General features: G+C 73.3%; 13 protein-coding genes. 8 read left to right on the top strand and 5 right to left on the bottom strand.

Annotated elements, in window-relative coordinates; all coding sequences use genetic code 11:
• The first annotated feature begins 105 nt into the window (after nt 1-105).
• Nucleotides 106-1,860, top strand: coding sequence for an acetyl/propionyl/methylcrotonyl-CoA carboxylase subunit alpha (locus tag ACFY7E_RS02860; RefSeq protein WP_389479985.1), 1,755 nt, complete (start codon nt 106-108; stop codon nt 1,858-1,860).
• A 79-nt stretch (nt 1,861-1,939) separates the two neighbouring features.
• Nucleotides 1,940-2,485 (top strand): TetR/AcrR family transcriptional regulator, encoded by a 546-nt coding sequence (locus ACFY7E_RS02855; protein ID WP_389479983.1) that lies wholly within the window; start codon nt 1,940-1,942, stop codon nt 2,483-2,485.
• Nucleotides 2,486-2,628: 143 nt separating this feature from the next.
• Here ACFY7E_RS02855 and ACFY7E_RS02850 read toward each other — a convergent pair whose 3' ends face one another.
• Complete coding sequence (locus ACFY7E_RS02850) at nt 2,629-3,558, bottom strand: DeoR/GlpR family DNA-binding transcription regulator (RefSeq protein ID WP_389481015.1); 930 nt, start codon at nt 3,556-3,558, stop codon at nt 2,629-2,631.
• Nucleotides 3,559-3,783: 225 nt separating this feature from the next.
• Nucleotides 3,784-5,223: an NAD(P)H-quinone dehydrogenase gene (locus ACFY7E_RS02845; RefSeq protein ID WP_389479981.1), complete on the bottom strand. Its 1,440-nt coding sequence runs from the start codon at nt 5,221-5,223 to the stop codon at nt 3,784-3,786.
• Between the two features lie 203 nt (nt 5,224-5,426).
• Between ACFY7E_RS02845 and ACFY7E_RS02840 the strand changes: the two genes are divergently transcribed.
• From ACFY7E_RS02840 to ACFY7E_RS02830, 3 genes are all read left to right on the top strand, one after another.
• On the top strand, nt 5,427-5,864 hold the full coding sequence (locus ACFY7E_RS02840; RefSeq protein WP_389479978.1) for a gamma-glutamylcyclotransferase: 438 nt from the start codon (nt 5,427-5,429) through the stop codon (nt 5,862-5,864).
• A gap of 192 nt (nt 5,865-6,056) precedes the next feature.
• Nucleotides 6,057-6,860, top strand: coding sequence for a purine-nucleoside phosphorylase (locus ACFY7E_RS02835; protein WP_389479975.1), 804 nt, complete (start codon nt 6,057-6,059; stop codon nt 6,858-6,860).
• 356 nt (nt 6,861-7,216) lie between these two features.
• Entirely contained in the window at nt 7,217-8,878 is a 1,662-nt protein-coding gene (locus ACFY7E_RS02830; RefSeq protein WP_389479972.1) for a phospho-sugar mutase, read from the top strand.
• 70 nt (nt 8,879-8,948) lie between these two features.
• On the opposite strand, the gene ACFY7E_RS02825 is transcribed toward ACFY7E_RS02830, so the two are convergent.
• From ACFY7E_RS02825 to ACFY7E_RS02815, 3 genes are all read right to left on the bottom strand, one after another.
• Nucleotides 8,949-9,632, bottom strand: a complete 684-nt coding sequence (locus ACFY7E_RS02825) for a PH domain-containing protein (RefSeq protein WP_389479969.1) — start codon at nt 9,630-9,632, stop codon at nt 8,949-8,951.
• 34 nt (nt 9,633-9,666) lie between these two features.
• Nucleotides 9,667-10,314: a class F sortase gene (locus ACFY7E_RS02820; protein ID WP_389479967.1), complete on the bottom strand. Its 648-nt coding sequence runs from the start codon at nt 10,312-10,314 to the stop codon at nt 9,667-9,669.
• A gap of 178 nt (nt 10,315-10,492) precedes the next feature.
• Nucleotides 10,493-11,788: a hypothetical protein gene (locus ACFY7E_RS02815; protein WP_389479965.1), complete on the bottom strand. Its 1,296-nt coding sequence runs from the start codon at nt 11,786-11,788 to the stop codon at nt 10,493-10,495.
• Between the two features lie 250 nt (nt 11,789-12,038).
• Here ACFY7E_RS02815 and deoC point away from each other — a divergent pair, with 250 nt between their 5' ends.
• The 3 genes from deoC to ACFY7E_RS02800 are packed head-to-tail and all read left to right on the top strand — an operon-like array spanning nt 12,039 to nt 15,323.
• A complete protein-coding gene (deoC, locus tag ACFY7E_RS02810) occupies nt 12,039-12,998 on the top strand; it encodes a deoxyribose-phosphate aldolase (protein ID WP_389481013.1) in 960 nt (319 codons plus the stop codon).
• A gap of 5 nt (nt 12,999-13,003) precedes the next feature.
• Nucleotides 13,004-14,440 carry an aldehyde dehydrogenase family protein gene (locus ACFY7E_RS02805; RefSeq protein WP_383445434.1) on the top strand — a complete coding sequence of 479 codons (1,437 nt, stop codon included), beginning with the start codon at nt 13,004-13,006 and terminating at the stop codon, nt 14,438-14,440.
• Nucleotides 14,433-15,323 carry an aldehyde dehydrogenase family protein gene (locus tag ACFY7E_RS02800; RefSeq protein ID WP_389479960.1) on the top strand — a complete coding sequence of 297 codons (891 nt, stop codon included), beginning with the start codon at nt 14,433-14,435 and terminating at the stop codon, nt 15,321-15,323. The genes ACFY7E_RS02805 and ACFY7E_RS02800 overlap by 8 nt, the downstream gene beginning before the upstream one ends.
• The last annotated feature ends 33 nt before the right edge of the window (nt 15,324-15,356 follow it).

Genomic DNA, 15,356 nt, shown 5'->3' with positions numbered 1-15,356 from the left:
CAGGCCCGGGGTCACCCTCCGTGTGGGAAAGCTCACCACTGGGGACGGGTCGAAAGGCCGTGTCGGCAGTCCCTAAACTCAGCTTGTTTCAAGGAGGGAGCCATCGTGCGCAAGGTGCTCATCGCCAACCGTGGCGAAATCGCTGTCCGTGTGGCCCGGGCGTGCCGGGACGCGGGTATCGGCAGCGTGGCCGTGTACGCCGAGCCGGACCGGGACGCGCTGCACGTCCGTGCGGCCGACGAGGCGTTCGCCCTGGGCGGTGACACTCCGGCCACCAGCTACCTGGACATCGCCAAGGTCCTCCAGGCCGCGAAGGACTCGGGCGCGGACGCGGTCCACCCGGGGTACGGCTTCCTCTCGGAGAACGCCGAGTTCGCGCAGGCGGTCCTGGACGCGGACCTGATCTGGATCGGCCCGCCGCCGCAGGCGATCCGGGACCTGGGCGACAAGGTGGCGGCCCGTCACATCGCCCAGCGCGCCGGCGCCCCCCTCGTGGCCGGCACCTCCGACCCGGTCTCGGGCGCGGAGGAGGTCGTGGCCTTCGCGAAGGAGCACGGCCTGCCGATCGCGATCAAGGCCGCCTTCGGCGGCGGCGGGCGCGGTCTGAAGGTCGCCCGCACCCTCGAAGAGGTCCCCGAGCTGTACGACTCCGCCGTCCGCGAGGCCGTCGCGGCCTTCGGCCGGGGCGAGTGCTTCGTGGAGCGCTACCTCGACAAGCCGCGGCACGTGGAGACGCAGTGCCTGGCGGACCGGCACGGCAACGTGGTCGTGGTCTCCACCCGTGACTGCTCGCTCCAGCGGCGCCACCAGAAGCTGGTGGAGGAGGCCCCGGCCCCCTTCCTGACGGACGAGCAGAACAAGCAGCTGTACGCCGCGTCGAAGGCGATCCTGAAGGAGGCCGGCTACGTCGGCGCCGGCACGGTCGAGTTCCTCGTCGGTGTGGACGGCACGATCTCCTTCCTGGAGGTCAACACCCGCCTCCAGGTCGAGCACCCGGTGACCGAGGAGGTCACCGGCATCGACCTGGTCCGCGAGATGTTCCGCGTCGCCGACGGCGAGGAGCTCGGCTACGGCGACCCGGAGATCCGCGGCCACTCCTTCGAGTTCCGCATCAACGGCGAGGACCCGGGCCGCAACTTCCTGCCCGCCCCCGGCACCGTCACCCTCTTCTCCCCGCCCACCGGCCCCGGCGTCCGCCTGGACGCGGGCGTGGAGTCCGGCTCGGTCATCGGCCCGGCCTGGGACTCGCTCCTCGCGAAGCTGGTCATCACCGGCGCCACCCGCGAGCAGGCCCTCCAGCGCGCCGCGCGCGCCCTGGCGGAGTTCAAGGTCGAGGGCATGGCCACCGCCATCCCGTTCCACCGGGCCGTCGTGGTCGACCCGGCCTTCACCGCGGACCCGTTCCGGGTCCACACCCGGTGGATCGAGACGGAGTTCGTCAACGAGATCAAGCCCTTCGCCCCGGCCGGCGCGGACGCCGACGAGGACGAGGCGGGCCGCGAGACGATCGTCGTCGAGGTCGGCGGCAAGCGCCTGGAGGTCTCGCTGCCCTCGTCCCTGGGCATGTCGCTGGCCCGTACGGGTCTGGCGGCGGGCGCCAAGCCGAAGCGCCGCGCGGCGAAGAAGTCCGGCCCGGCCGCCTCGGGCGACACCCTCGCCTCCCCGATGCAGGGCACGATCGTGAAGATCGCGGTCGAGGAGGGCCAGGAGGTCCAGGAGGGCGACCTGATCGTCGTCCTGGAGGCCATGAAGATGGAGCAGCCGCTCAACGCGCACCGCTCCGGCACCGTCAAGGGCCTCAGCGCCGAGGTCGGCGCCTCGATCACCTCCGGCGCCGCCATCTGCGACATCAAGGACTGACCGGCGCGGCCAGTACGGTACGGAGGGCCCGCAGGCAGCCGCCTGCGGGCCCTTCGCCGGGGGGGGCTCTTCCGACACCATGCGCGCCGACGCACGCCGCAACCACGAACGACTGCTCGCCGAGGCCCGTGCCGCCTTCGCCGACCGGGGTGCCGACGCGCCCCTGGAGGAGATCGCGCGCCGCGCGGGCGTGGGGATCGGCACCCTCTACCGCCACTTCCCCACCCGCGCCGACCTGTTGAACGGCGTCTTCCAGGATGCCCTGGAGGAACTCCTGGACCGCTCGCGGGCGTTGGCGGACGCCGACGACCCGTGCCGGGCGCTCGTGGAGTGGCTGCGGGCCCTGGCCGTCCACGCGGGCGAGTACCGGGGTCTCGCGCACGCGCTGATGTCCGCCTCGTACGACCGGAGTTCGGCGCTCTCCCGGTGCAGCGACCCGCTGCGCGAGGCGGGCGAGCGGCTGCTCGGGCGGGCCCGGGAGGCGGGCCGGGTGCGGGCCGACGTGTCGATCGGCGATCTGATGCAGCTCACCAACGCGATCGCGCTGGCGGCGGAACAGTCGCCGGAGGACGCGGAGTTGACGGATCGTCTGCTCGCGCTGACGCTGCGGGGCATCGAGGCCTGAGGCACGCGTGCGCGTGCGGAGAAGGGCCCGGTACGCGCACGTACGGAGAGGGCCCGGGGACGTGCTCACGTGTCCGTGAGGGGAAGGGGCGCGGGACCCCTGGGGGAGGGCCCCTCGGCGCGCGACGGTCCGGCCGCCGCCCCTCAGCGGCGGCGCAGGTCCGCGACCCGGGCCGTGCGCTCCAGCGCCTCCGCGGGGAAGCCGCCGCCCGGGCCCCGGAACTGCCCCGCCACCATCCGGCCGCGCTGGCCCGGGAGCGGCAGGTCACGGCGGGGCCGGGCTCCCCCCGGGGGGAGCTGGTCGCCCCCGGCGGGACCGGAGCCGGCGCCGGTGCCCGCGACGGCGATCTGCACGCCCTGGTCCGCGAGGGCCTGGAGCTCGGTGGCGGCCCGCTCGTCGTGGGCGGGGGGCTCGTCGGTGACCAGGCGGGCGATCACGTCCGTGGGCACCGTCTGGAACATGGTGTCGGAGCCCAGCTTGGTGTGGTCGGCGAGGACCACGACCTCGGCCGCCGCCTGCACCAGGGCCCGGTCCACGCTCGCGGAGAGCATGTTGGAGGTGGACAGGCCGCGGTCGGCGGTCAGACCGCTCCCGGAGAGGAAGGCCCGGGAGACCCGCAGCCCCTGGAGCGACTGCTCGGCCCCGCTGCCCACGAGCGCGTAGTTGGAGCCGCGCAGGGTGCCGCCGGTCATGACGACCTCGACCCGGTTGGCGTGGGCGAGGGCCTGGGCGACGAGCAGGGAGTTGGTGACCACGGTCAGGCCGGGCACGCGGGCGAGCCGGCGGGCCAGCTCCTGCGTGGTCGTCCCGGCGCCGACGACGATGGCCTCGCCCTCTTCGACGAGGCTCGCCGCGACGTCGGCGATGGCCGTCTTCTCCGCGGCCGCGAGATGGGATTTCTGCGGGAAGCCGGATTCTCGCGTGAATCCGCCCGGCAACACCGCACCGCCGTGGCGGCGGTCGAGGAGTCCTTCTGCCTCCAGGGCCCGTACGTCCCTCCGTACGGTCACCTCCGAGGTCTGGACGACGCGGGCGAGCTCGCGGAGCGACACGGCTCCGTTGGCGCGCACCATTTCGAGGATCAACTGGCGACGTTCTGCAGCGAACACGAAACTGACAGTAACGTGGCCGCGCGATGCTTTTCAGCAGTATGCGGCGAATTGCAGAAGTTGCGCACGGACGGGGCCCCCAAGTGGTATGGGAGGCCCCGTCATCGATCGTTCTATGCCCCGGCTTGCCGGGGGTTGTCCGGGTCGGCGAACCGTTCCCGCAGGCGGGAGCCGGGCCGGGCCCGGCGGCTAGGCGTCGCCCGCCGACTTTCGGGTCTGCAACTGCCGTGCCACTTCCGCGATCGAGCCCGACAGGGAGGGGTACACGGTGAAAGCATTTGCGATCTGTTCGACGGTCAGATTGTTGTCGACCGCGATCGAGATCGGGTGGATCAGTTCGCTCGCGCGCGGGGCGACGACGCAGCCGCCGACCACGATGCCGGTGCCCGGGCGGCAGAAGATCTTGACGAAGCCGTCCCGGATGCCCTGCATCTTCGCGCGCGGGTTGCGAAGGAGCGGCAGCTTGACGACCTTGGCCTCGATCTTGCCCGCGTCCACGTCGGCCTGGGTGTAGCCGACGGTGGCGATCTCGGGGTCGGTGAAGACGTTCGACGAGACCGTCTTCAGGTCGAGCGGCGTCACCGCGTCGCCCAGGAAGTGGTAAATCGCGATCCGGCCCTGCATGGCGGCGACCGAGGCGAGCGCGAAGACGCCCGTGACGTCGCCGGCCGCGTAGACGCCGGGGGCGGAGGTGCGCGAGACCCGGTCGGTCCAGATGTGCCCGGAGTCCTTGAGGCGGACGCCCGCCTCCTCCAGGCCCATGCCGGCCGAGTTCGGGATCGCACCGACCGCCATCAGGCAGTGGGTGCCGGAGATGACCCGGCCGTCGGCGAGGGTGACCTCGACCCGGTCGCCGACCCGCTTGGCGGACGCGGCGCGGGAGCGGGCCATGACGTTCATGCCGCGGCGCCGGAAGACGTCCTCCAGGACGGCGGCGGCGTCCGGGTCCTCGCCGGGCAGGACCCGGTCGCGGGAGGACACCAGGGTGACCCGGGAGCCGAGCGCCTGGTAGGCGCCGGCGAACTCGGCGCCGGTGACGCCGGAGCCGACCACGATGAGCTCCTCGGGAAGCTCCTTGAGGTCGTAGACCTGGGTCCAGTTCAGGATGCGCTCGCCGTCCGGCTCGGCGTCGGGCACCTCGCGCGGGTGGCCGCCGGTCGCGATGAGCACGGCATCCGCGGTCAGCGTCTCCTCGGTGCCGTCGGCGGCGGTCACGACCACCTGGCGCGAGCCGTCCACGGCCTGCCGGCCGGAGAGCCGGCCGCGACCGCGCAGCACGCGGGCGCCGGCCCGGGTGACGGAGGCGGTGATGTCGTGCGACTGGGCGAGCGCGAGGCGCTTCACCCGCCGGTTGACCTTGCCGAGGTCGACGCCCACGACCCGGGCGGCCTGCTCGAGGTGCGGGGTGTCGTCCGCGACGATGATGCCCAGCTCCTCGTACGAGGAGTCGAAGGTGGTCATCACCTCGGCCGTGGCGATCAGGGTCTTGGAGGGGACGCAGTCGGTCAGGACGGACGCGCCGCCGAGGCCGTCGGTGTCGACGACGGTCACCTCCGCGCCGAGTTGGGCGCCCACCAGGGCCGCCTCGTATCCGCCGGGTCCGCCGCCGATGATCACGATCCGGGTCACAGGGATCTACGCCTCGCGCTCTCGTTCTGCCGGGGGGTCCCCCCGCTGGGGTGCAGTGCGTACGCCATTGTCCCGCACGCTTCAAGTGCGTACCCCATTGTCCCGCACGCCCGGCGCGGCCACGCGGCGGGGGCTCCGAAGGGGTCCGGCGGCGCTCCGGGGAACCTGCGCGCCCCTCCGCCCCCTCCCGTACCCTCGGTCCCATGTCCCTCTACGCCGCTTTCGCCGGCAACCTGGACGCGCGGCTGATGAGCCGCCGCGCACCGCACTCCCCGCTGCACGGGACGGGCTGGCTGAACGGCTGGCGGCTCACCTTCGGCGGTGAGCAGATGGGGTGGGAGGGAGCCCTCGCCACCATCGTGGAGGCCCCCGGCTCCCAGGTCTTCGTGGCGCTGTACGACATCGCGCCGATGGACGAGGACTCCCTGGACCGCTGGGAGGGCGTGGGCCTCGGCGTCTACCGGCGCACGCGGGTGCGGGCGCACACCCTGGACGGCGAGGAACCCGCCTGGGCGTACGTGCTCGACGGATACGAGGGCGGGCTGCCGTCGGCCCGCTACCTGGGCGAGGTCGCGGACGCGGCCGAGTCGGCGGGCGCGCCGCACGACTACGTCATGGAGCTGCGCAAACGGCCCTGCTGAGCCGGTCGCGGGGGCGTCGGCAGCCCACCGCCGGACGAGTCCGCTCCGGTTTTCGTCGGAAACGACAAGACAACGATCGCATGTCCGTCAGCACCGTCATCTACGCGCGTAGGGATTCTCCGGCTACGCTTCTTCGCGTATCAAATCGTCCGGGGCCCGCCTCGGACTCCCTCCCCGAGGCGAGAGAAGTCAGTGAACGCAACTGCCACCCCGTACGAGGCCGCCGAGGCCGCCGCCGCACGCCTTCGCGAGCTGACCGGAGCCGAGAGCCACGACGTCGCCCTGGTCATGGGCTCGGGCTGGGCGCCCGCCGTCGACGCCCTCGGAGCCCCCGAGGCCGAGTTCCCGGTGACCGAGCTCCCCGGCTTCCCGCCGCCGGTCGTCGAGGGCCACGGCGGCAAGGTCCGCTCGTACAAGATCGGCGAGAAGCGCGCCCTGGTGTTCCTGGGCCGCACCCACTTCTACGAGGGCCGGGGCGTCGCCTCCGTCGCCCACGGCGTCCGCACCGCCGTCGCCGCGGGCTGCAAGACCGTCGTCCTGACCAACGGCTGCGGCGGTCTGCGCGAGGGCATGCGCCCCGGGCAGCCGGTCCTGATCAGCGACCACATCAACCTGACGGCCGCCTCCCCGATCGTCGGCGCGAACTTCGTCGACCTCACCGACCTGTACTCGCCGCGGCTGCGCGCGCTGTGCAAGGAGGTCGACGAGACCCTCGAAGAGGGCGTCTACGTGCAGTTCCCCGGCCCGCACTACGAGACCCCGGCCGAGATCAACATGGTCCGCGTCATGGGCGGCGACCTCGTCGGCATGTCCACCGTCCTGGAGGCCATCGCGGCCCGCGAGGCCGGCGCCGAGGTCCTGGGCATCTCGCTCGTCACCAACCTGGCGGCGGGGCTCTCGGGCGAGCCTCTGAACCACGAGGAGGTGCTCCAGGCGGGGCGGGACTCGGCGGCGCGGATGGGCGAGCTGCTGACGCGGGTCCTCGACCGGATCTAGCCCTTCTCCGCGCTCCGGGGCCGGTACGGGTGTACGGGCTCCGGGGCGTGGTCGGGTGCGGGCCGGGGCGCCTGCGGCGGGCTTGTCCCCCACCCCGCCCCTTCCCGGAACCGGGGCGGGCCCCGGGCCCCCGTACGCCCTGCGGGCGTGTCCTCGAACGCCGGACGGGCTGACCTTTCAGCCCCGCCGGCGTTCGAGGCGCGGGGTCCGGGGCGGAGCCCCGGTTACGGGAAGGGGCGGGGCGGGGAAAGGCTCCGCGCAGCGGCCCGCACCCACCGGCACCCGCACCCGCACCGCCGCCACCCGCGAAAAGCGCCCGCACCAGTACAGAGCCCGTCCCCTCCGAAAGGCACACCGTGACGCAGGACGACCTCCTCACCCGGGCCAAGGCCTGGCTCGACGAGGACCCCGACCAGGAGACCCGCGAGGAGCTCGCGCGGCTCATCGAGGCCGGTACGGCCGGTACGACGGACGAGCTCGCCGTCCGGTTCGCCGGCACGCTCCAGTTCGGCACGGCCGGGCTCCGGGGCGAGCTGGGCGCCGGGCCCATGCGGATGAACCGCTCGGTGGTCATCCGGGCCGCCGCCGGCCTCGCCGCGTACCTGAAGGACAAGGGGCAGGAGGGCGGGCTCGTCGTCATCGGCTACGACGCCCGCCACAAGTCCGCCGACTTCGCCCGCGACACCGCCGCCGTGATGACCGGCGCCGGGCTGCGCGCCGCCCTGCTCCCCCGCCCGCTGCCGACGCCCGTCCTCGCGTACGCCATAAGGCACCTGGGGGCCGTCGCCGGCGTCGAGGTGACCGCGAGCCACAACCCGCCGCGCGACAACGGCTACAAGGTCTACCTGGGCGACGGCTCGCAGATCGTGCCGCCCGCCGACGCGGAGATCGCCGCCGAGATCGCCGCCGTCCGCTCGCTGCACGACGTGCCGCGCCCGGAGGACGGCTGGGAGGTCCTCGGCGACGAGGTGCTCGACGCCTACCTGGAGCGCACGGACGCCGTTCTGACCCCCGGCTCGCCCCGTACCGCGCGGACCGTCTACACGGCCATGCACGGCGTCGGCAAGGACGTCCTGACGGCCGCGTTCGCGCGCGCCGGCTTCCCGCCGCCCGCCCTGGTGGCCGAGCAGGCCGACCCGGACCCGGACTTCCCGACGGTCGCCTTCCCGAACCCGGAGGAGCCGGGGGCGATGGACCTCGCCTTCGAGGCGGCCCGCGCCGTGGCCCCGGACCTGGTGATCGCCAACGACCCGGACGCCGACCGCTGCGCGGTGGCCGTGCCGGACCCGGACGCCGAGGGCGGCTGGCGGATGCTCCGGGGCGACGAGGTGGGCGCGCTGCTCGCCGCGCACCTGGTGCGCAGGGGCGTCACCGGCGTCTTCGCCGAGTCGATCGTCTCGTCCTCGCTGCTCGGCCGGATCGCGGCGGCGGCGGGCCTCGGGTACGAGGAGACGCTGACCGGCTTCAAGTGGATCGCCCGCGTCGAGGGCCTGCGGTACGGCTACGAGGAGGCGCTCGGCTACTGCGTCGACCCGGAGGGCGTCCGCGACAAGGACGGCATCACGGCCGCGCTGCTCGTCACCGAGCTGGCCTCGGTGCTCAAGGAGGAGGGCCGGACCCTGACCGACCTCCTGGACGTCCTGGCCGTGGAGCACGGGCTGCACGCCACGGACCAGCTGTCGGTGCGGGTCGAGGACCTGGGGATCATCGCGAACGCGATGGCCGCGCTGCGCGAGCGCCCGCCGGTCTCCCTCGCCGGTCTGACCGTCGTCTCGGCCGAGGACCTGACCAAGGGCACGGAGGCGCTGCCGCCCACGGACGGGCTGCGCTACCACCTGGAGGGCGACTACAGGGCCCGCGTGATCGTGCGCCCCAGCGGCACCGAGCCGAAGCTCAAGTGCTACCTGGAGGTCGTGGTCCCGGTCCCCGGCGCGGACGGTCTGCCGGAGGCCCGCGCCACGGCCGCCGGACTGCTCGCCGCGATCAAGCGGGACCTGGCGGAGGCGGCGGGGCTGTAGCCCACCGGCACGCGCGTCGGGGCCGGTACGGAGGGGGATTCCGTACCGGCCCCGACGCGTGTCCGGGCTCTCAGCCGGTCGCGCCCAGGATCACCAGGAGCAGCAGTCCGGCGACGGCGGGCGCGATGAGCTCGTACGCCCAGCGCACCTGCGGCTCGCCTTGCGCCTCCGGGCTCCCGCCGTGGCGCTCGGCGAGTTCGCGCAGGTCGGCGACGGTCTGGTCGGTGGGCGCGGTGCGCGCGGCGCTCTGCCGCACGTCGGCGGTGACGGAGGTGCGGCCGTGCGGGTCGTCCTGGGAGGCGCGGACGGCCCGGCGGGCGGCCCGCTTGCGCTGGCGCAGCGAGACGGGCACGGCCCAGAGCTGGTACTTGGCGCCCTCCTGGGTGAAGACCTCGCTGGAGTAGCCGGCGCGGACGTCGGCGACGGAGGCCCAGGGCAGCGTGATCGACCGGAACGGGTTGCGGACCCGCAGCCGCCGGTCGTCGGCGTACACGGCGGGCCGGATCGTGAAGGCGACGATCAGCGGCGCGGCGAGGACGAGGCCCGCGAGCGCGAGCCAGGGGGTCCTCCCCTCGCCGCGGAGCATCGCGTCACCGGTGAACACGACCGCGAGCACGAGCAGGAACACCCCGCTCGCGATCCCGAGGGGCGACCGGAAGACCCGGTCGGCGTAGGACTGCTCGGGGGGCGGCCCGGCGCTCGGCTCGGGGGGCGGCCCGGGGGTCGGCTCGGAGGGCGGCTCGGGGGGCGTCATGCGGCCGATTCTGCCTCAGCGGGCGGGCGGGGGCTCAGGCGGCCCGCACGGCCACGAGGTCGGCGTACAGGATGATGTTGTCGGGGCGGTGGCCGTCGACCAGCTCGCCGCCGCAGGTGATCAGGCGCAGCTCGGGCCGGGTGGTGTCCCCGTACACCTTGGCGGTCGGGAAGGCGTCCTTGTCGACCTGTTCCAGTTCCCTGACGCGGAAGACGGCGGCCTTGCCGTCGGCGCGGGTGACGGTGATCTCGTCGCCGGCCCGGACGCGGGAGACGTCCTTGAGGACGGCCGGGCCGCGCTCGGTGTCGAAGTGCCCGATGAGGACGGCGGGGCCGGTCTCGCCGGGCGTGACGCCCTTGTCGTACCAGCCGATGCGGTCGGCGTCCGCGACGGAGGGCACCTCGACGGTGCCGTCGGCGGCGAGGCCCAGCTTCAGGACGGGCCCGGTGTCGACCCCGGCGGAGGGCAGCACGACCCGGGCGGGCAGGGAGCGCGCGAGGGGCCGGACGGGGACGGCGCCCGCGTCCGGCGCGGCGGTCTCGGTGACCCGGGCGGGCGGGGTGGCGACCCCTTCCCCGGCCCCGGCCGAACAGCCGGTGAGCGCGGCGAGGGCGGCCAGGAGGACGACGGCGGGGGTACGGGGACGGATGCGGGTGTGGATACGGCTGCGGGTGCGGTTCACGGCGGGCTCCGGACGGACGGACGGGCGCGGCCGGCCGCCGCGCGGGACGCGGCGACCGGCCTGGGGTGGGGTGCTCCCGCTCGGGTCAAGGGGCGGGGAGTGGGGTGCGAGGTGTGGGGTGCGGTGTGCGGGGTGTCGCTCCCGCTCGGGTCGAAGGGCGGAGAGGGCCGGTACGGGATCAGAAGCGGGCGGCGGCGGCCCGGCGGCGCAGGACGACGAAGCCGAGACCGGCGGCGGCGAGCGAGGCCGCGCCCGCACCCGTGGCCATCAGGGCGCTGGAGCCGCGCTCGGTGCCGAGCTCGGCACCGGCGGCGACGCCGCCCTTCGGGACGACGGAGGTCTGACCGCCCTGCTGGACGGCCCCGGTGCCCGTGGTGGCGGAGGGCGCGGGGGCGGTCTCCGGCTCGCAGCCCTTCGGCAGCTTCGGGAAGGAGTTCGTGGCGCCCTTGGCGCCCCCGCCCTCGACCTTGGTGTAGAGCGACGGCGTGGCGCTGTTCGGGTTGATGATCCGTCCGACGAAACCGACGCTCGCCGGCAGCGAGGGGTGCGCCCGGTCGACGAGGGCGAAGACCTTGCCGTCACCGGCGTCGCTGAACTCGGCCACGGGGCCCTGCCGGGTCATGAAGAGTTCGGCCTCGGTGCCGGCGCCGATGCCGACGACCTTGCTGACCGTGCACTTCCCGTGGGTGATGACGCCGCCGGTGCCGGGTGCGGGGCTCGCCGCGTCCGTGACGCGCTCCGGGGCCGCCTGCCGCGCCGCTCCGGGGACGTAGGCGGAGAACTGGCCGTCCTGCTCCAGGACGACGACGGCCTTGCCGAAGGTCCAGACGGCGCGGACGCCGTTCACGTACGTGTAGCCGCGGCCCTTGCCGTTCTCGATCAGCTGGAGGCCGAAGCGGCCGTCCTTCTTGCCCAGTTCCAGGACGGTGCCGTCGACGAGCCGGTAGCGGCCGGGGGTGTTGGGAGCGGTGTTCCCGATCCAGTTGTGCGTGGTGCCGTCCGGGTTCAGGACGAAGAACTCGCCGTTGTCCTGAGCGGCGGCGGAGCGGGTGATCGCCTCCAGGACGCCGACCGGGTGGCCCTGGCGGAAGAGTTCCGCGCGGTAGTTCTGCGGCTTGACCTCGTAGATCTTGGCGACGGTGCCGGTGACCAGGGTCTCGGTGCGGACGAGGGTGCCCTTCGCGGGGTCGGCCTGCGCGGCGGCCGGCGCGGAGGTCGTGGCGGCCGGGGCCGGAGTGGTGGCGGACGCGACCGGGGCCGGTGCGGAGGTCGTGGCGGCCGGGGCCGGGGTGGTGACCGGGGCCGGGGTGGCGGCGGGGGCCGGGGTGGCGGCCCCGGCGGCCGACACGGCGCTCTTGGCGGGGCCGGCCGGACCGTCGGCGGCGAAGGCGGCGCCGGCGACGAACGCCGGGGTGGTGATCGCGACGCCCGCGACGAGGGCGGTGGCGAGGGTGGTGCGAAGGGCGGTGCGCACAACGACTCCTGCTTTCAGGCAGATGGCGGTAGGGAGAGTCGCATGCCGCTTTTTCTCGGTCCGACTGTTCCGGTGAGGTCCGGCTGGCTGCAAGGAAAAATCTAATGATCATGTATTCGGGAGCCGTCCCCTCCGTGTCACGGGCGCGTGACAGGAGTCACCCCGCCTTTCGCTCCTTTGTGACCTCGGGCTCTCCCGCCCTCTCCCCTGTACAGGTCGCTACGCGCGTAGATATGCTCGACTGGTGACCATGCCCACCACTGCCACCGCAGCACTCGCATTCGCCGACGTGACCACGTCCGACAGTGCGCTGCGCCGCTTCCTCCACGGGCTGCCCGGCGTCGACGCCGTCGGCCTGGAGGCGCGCGCCGCGTCCCTCGGCACCCGTTCGATCAAGACCACGGCCAAGGCGTACGCCATCGACCTGGCCATTTCCATGATCGACCTGACGACGCTCGAAGGCGCGGACACCCCGGGCAAGGTCCGGGCGCTCGCCGCCAAGGCCGTCCGTCCCGACCCGACCGACCGCACGACCCCGACGACCGCCGCCGTCTGCGTCTACCCCGACATGGTGGCCACCGCCAAGGCCGCCCTCGCGGGCTCGGACGTCAAGGTCGCCTCGGTCGCCACCGCCTTCCCGGCCGGCCGCGCCGCGCTCCCCGTGAAGCTCGCCGACACGGCCGACGCCATCGCCGCCGGGGCCGACGAGATCGACATGGTCATCGACCGTGGCGCCTTCCTCGCCGGCCGCTACCTGGAGGTGTACGAGCAGATCGCCGCGATCAGGGCGGAGTGCGGCGACCGCGCCCGCCTCAAGGTGATCTTCGAGACCGGCGAGCTGTCCACGTACGACAACATCCGCCGCGCCTCCTGGCTCGGCATGATGGCCGGCGCGGACTTCATCAAGACCTCGACCGGCAAGGTCGCGGTCAACGCCACCCCGGCGAACACGCTCCTCATGCTGGAGGCCGTGCGCGACTTCCGCGCCCAGACCGGTGTGCAGGTGGGCGTGAAGCCGGCCGGCGGCATCCGCAACACCAAGGAGGCGGTCAAGTTCCTGGTGCTCGTCAACGAGACCGTGGGCGAGGACTGGCTGGACGACCACTGGTTCCGCTTCGGCGCCTCCAGCCTGCTCAACGACCTGTTGATGCAGCGCCAGAAGCTGGCGACCGGCCGCTACTCCGGCCCCGATTACGTGACGGTGGACTGATCAACATGGCATCTGCATTCGAGTACGCGCCGGCGCCCGAGTCCCGGTCCGTCGTCGACATCGCCCCCTCCTACGGCCTGTTCATCGACGGCGAGTTCGTCGAAGCGGCCGAGGGCAAGGTCTTCAAGACCGTCTCCCCCTCCACCGAGGAGGTCCTGTCCGAGGTCGCCCGCGCGGGCGCCGAGGACGTCGACCGGGCGGTCAAGGCCGCCCGCAGGGCCTTCGAGAAGTGGTCCGCGCTGCCCGGTTCCGAGCGCGCCAAGTACCTCTTCCGGATCGCCCGGATCATCCAGGAGCGCAGCCGCGAGCTGGCCGTCCTGGAGACCCTGGACAACGGCAAGCCGATCAGGGAGACGCGCGACGCGGACCTCCCCCTGGTCGCCGCGCACTTCTTCTACCACGCGGGCTGGGCCGACAAGCTCGACCACGCCGGCTACGGAGCCGATCCGCGCCCGCTGGGCGTGGCCGGCCAGGTCATCCCGTGGAACTTCCCGCTGCTCATGCTGGCGTGGAAGATCGCCCCGGCGCTCGCGACCGGCAACACGGTCGTCCTGAAGCCGGCCGAGACGACCCCGCTCTCCGCCCTGTTCTTCGCGGACGTCTGCCGCCAGGCCGGACTGCCGAGGGGCGTCGTCAACATCCTCCCCGGGTACGGGGACGCCGGCGCCGCCCTCGTCGAGCACCCGGACGTGAACAAGGTCGCCTTCACCGGTTCGACCGCCGTCGGCAAGGCCATCGCGCGCTCGGTCGCGGGCACGGACAAGAAGCTGACCCTGGAGCTGGGCGGCAAGGGCGCCAACATCGTCTTCGACGACGCCCCGATCGACCAGGCGGTCGAGGGCATCGTCAACGGCATCTTCTTCAACCAGGGCCAGGTCTGCTGCGCGGGCTCGCGCCTCCTGGTCCAGGAGTCGGTCCAGGACGAGGTGCTCGACGCGCTCAAGCGACGCCTGTCCACGCTCCGCCTCGGCGACCCGCTGGACAAGAACACCGACATCGGCGCCATCAACTCCTCGGAGCAGCTGGCCCGCATCACCACCCTGGTCGAGCAGGGCGAGGCGGAGGGTGCCGAGCGCTGGACCGCCGCCTGCGAGATCCCGTCCGCCGGCTACTGGTTCGCCCCGACGCTCTTCACGAACGTCACGCAGGCGCACACCGTCGCCCGCGACGAGATCTTCGGCCCGGTCCTGTCGGTGCTCTCCTTCCGTACGCCCGACGAGGCCGTGGCGAAGGCCAACAACAGCCAGTACGGCCTGTCGGCGGGCATCTGGACGGAGAAGGGCTCCCGCATCCTCGCGGTGGCGAACAAGCTCCGGGCCGGCGTCGTCTGGGCCAACACGTTCAACAAGTTCGACCCGACCTCGCCCTTCGGCGGCTACAAGGAGTCGGGCTTCGGCCGCGAGGGCGGCCGTCACGGTCTGGAGGCCTACCTCGATGTCTGATCAGAGCCGTCTGAGCGTCTTCAAGACCTACAAGCTGTACGTCGGGGGCAAGTTCCCGCGTTCCGAGAGCGGCCGGGTGTACGAGGTGACGGACTCCAAGGGCAAGTGGCTGGCGAACGCGCCCCTCTCCTCCCGCAAGGACGCCCGTGACGCGGTCGTCGCCGCCCGCAAGGCCTTCGGCGGCTGGGCGGGCGCGACCGCGTACAACCGCGGCCAGATCCTCTACCGCGTCGCCGAGATGCTGGAGGGCCGCAAGGGCCAGTTCGTGCACGAGGTCGCGGACGCCGAGGGCCTGTCCAAGAACAAGGCGGCCGCGCTCGTCGAGGCCGCGATCGACCGCTGGGTCTGGTACGCGGGCTGGACCGACAAGATCGCCCAGGTCACGGGCGGCGCCAACCCGGTCGCGGGCCCGTACTTCAACCTCTCCACCCCCGAACCGACCGGTGTCGTCACGGTCCTGGCCCCGCAGGACTCGTCCTTCCTGGGCCTGGTCTCGGTGATCGCCCCGGTGATCGCGACGGGCAACACGGCCGTGGTGGTCGCGAGCGAGAGGCACCCGCTGCCCGCGCTCTCCCTGGGCGAGGTGCTCGCCACCTCCGACCTGCCGGGCGGCGTGGTCAACATCCTCTCCGGCAAGGCCTCCGAGATGGGCCCGCACCTCGCGGCCCACCAGGACGTCAACGCGATCGACCTCACGGGCGCGGACGCCGGCCTGGCCCGCGACCTGGAGGTCGCGGCGGCGGACAACCTCAAGCGCGTCCTGCGCCGCCGCACCGAGGACTTCGCGGAGTCCCCGGGCACGGACCGCATGACGGCCTTCCTGGAGACCAAGACGGTCTGGCACCCGACGGGCAGCCTGGGCGCCTCGGGCTCCTCGTACTAGGGCACGCGGGAAGGGCCCCCGGGACGATTCCCG

Source organism: Streptomyces sp. NPDC012825, assembly GCF_042900925.1.
GTDB lineage: Bacteria > Actinomycetota > Actinomycetes > Streptomycetales > Streptomycetaceae > Streptomyces.
Note: the sequence above shows the minus strand (reverse complement) of the source record. Positions and strands in the feature narration are given on the sequence as shown.

Bases quoted from the DNA above. Each gene is read 5' to 3' on its own strand.
- ACFY7E_RS02855 (WP_389479983.1), top strand. From the start codon at position 1,940: ATGCGCGCCGACGCACGCCGCAACCACGAACGACTGCTCGCCGAGGCC.
- ACFY7E_RS02850 (WP_389481015.1), bottom strand. From the start codon at position 3,558: ATGGTGCGCGCCAACGGAGCCGTGTCGCTCCGCGAGCTCGCCCGCGTC.
- ACFY7E_RS02840 (WP_389479978.1), top strand. From the start codon at position 5,427: ATGTCCCTCTACGCCGCTTTCGCCGGCAACCTGGACGCGCGGCTGATG.
- ACFY7E_RS02825 (WP_389479969.1), bottom strand. From the start codon at position 9,632: ATGACGCCCCCCGAGCCGCCCTCCGAGCCGACCCCCGGGCCGCCCCCC.
- deoC (WP_389481013.1), top strand. From the start codon at position 12,039: ATGCCCACCACTGCCACCGCAGCACTCGCATTCGCCGACGTGACCACG.
- ACFY7E_RS02805 (WP_383445434.1), top strand. From the start codon at position 13,004: ATGGCATCTGCATTCGAGTACGCGCCGGCGCCCGAGTCCCGGTCCGTC.
- ACFY7E_RS02800 (WP_389479960.1), top strand. From the start codon at position 14,433: ATGTCTGATCAGAGCCGTCTGAGCGTCTTCAAGACCTACAAGCTGTAC.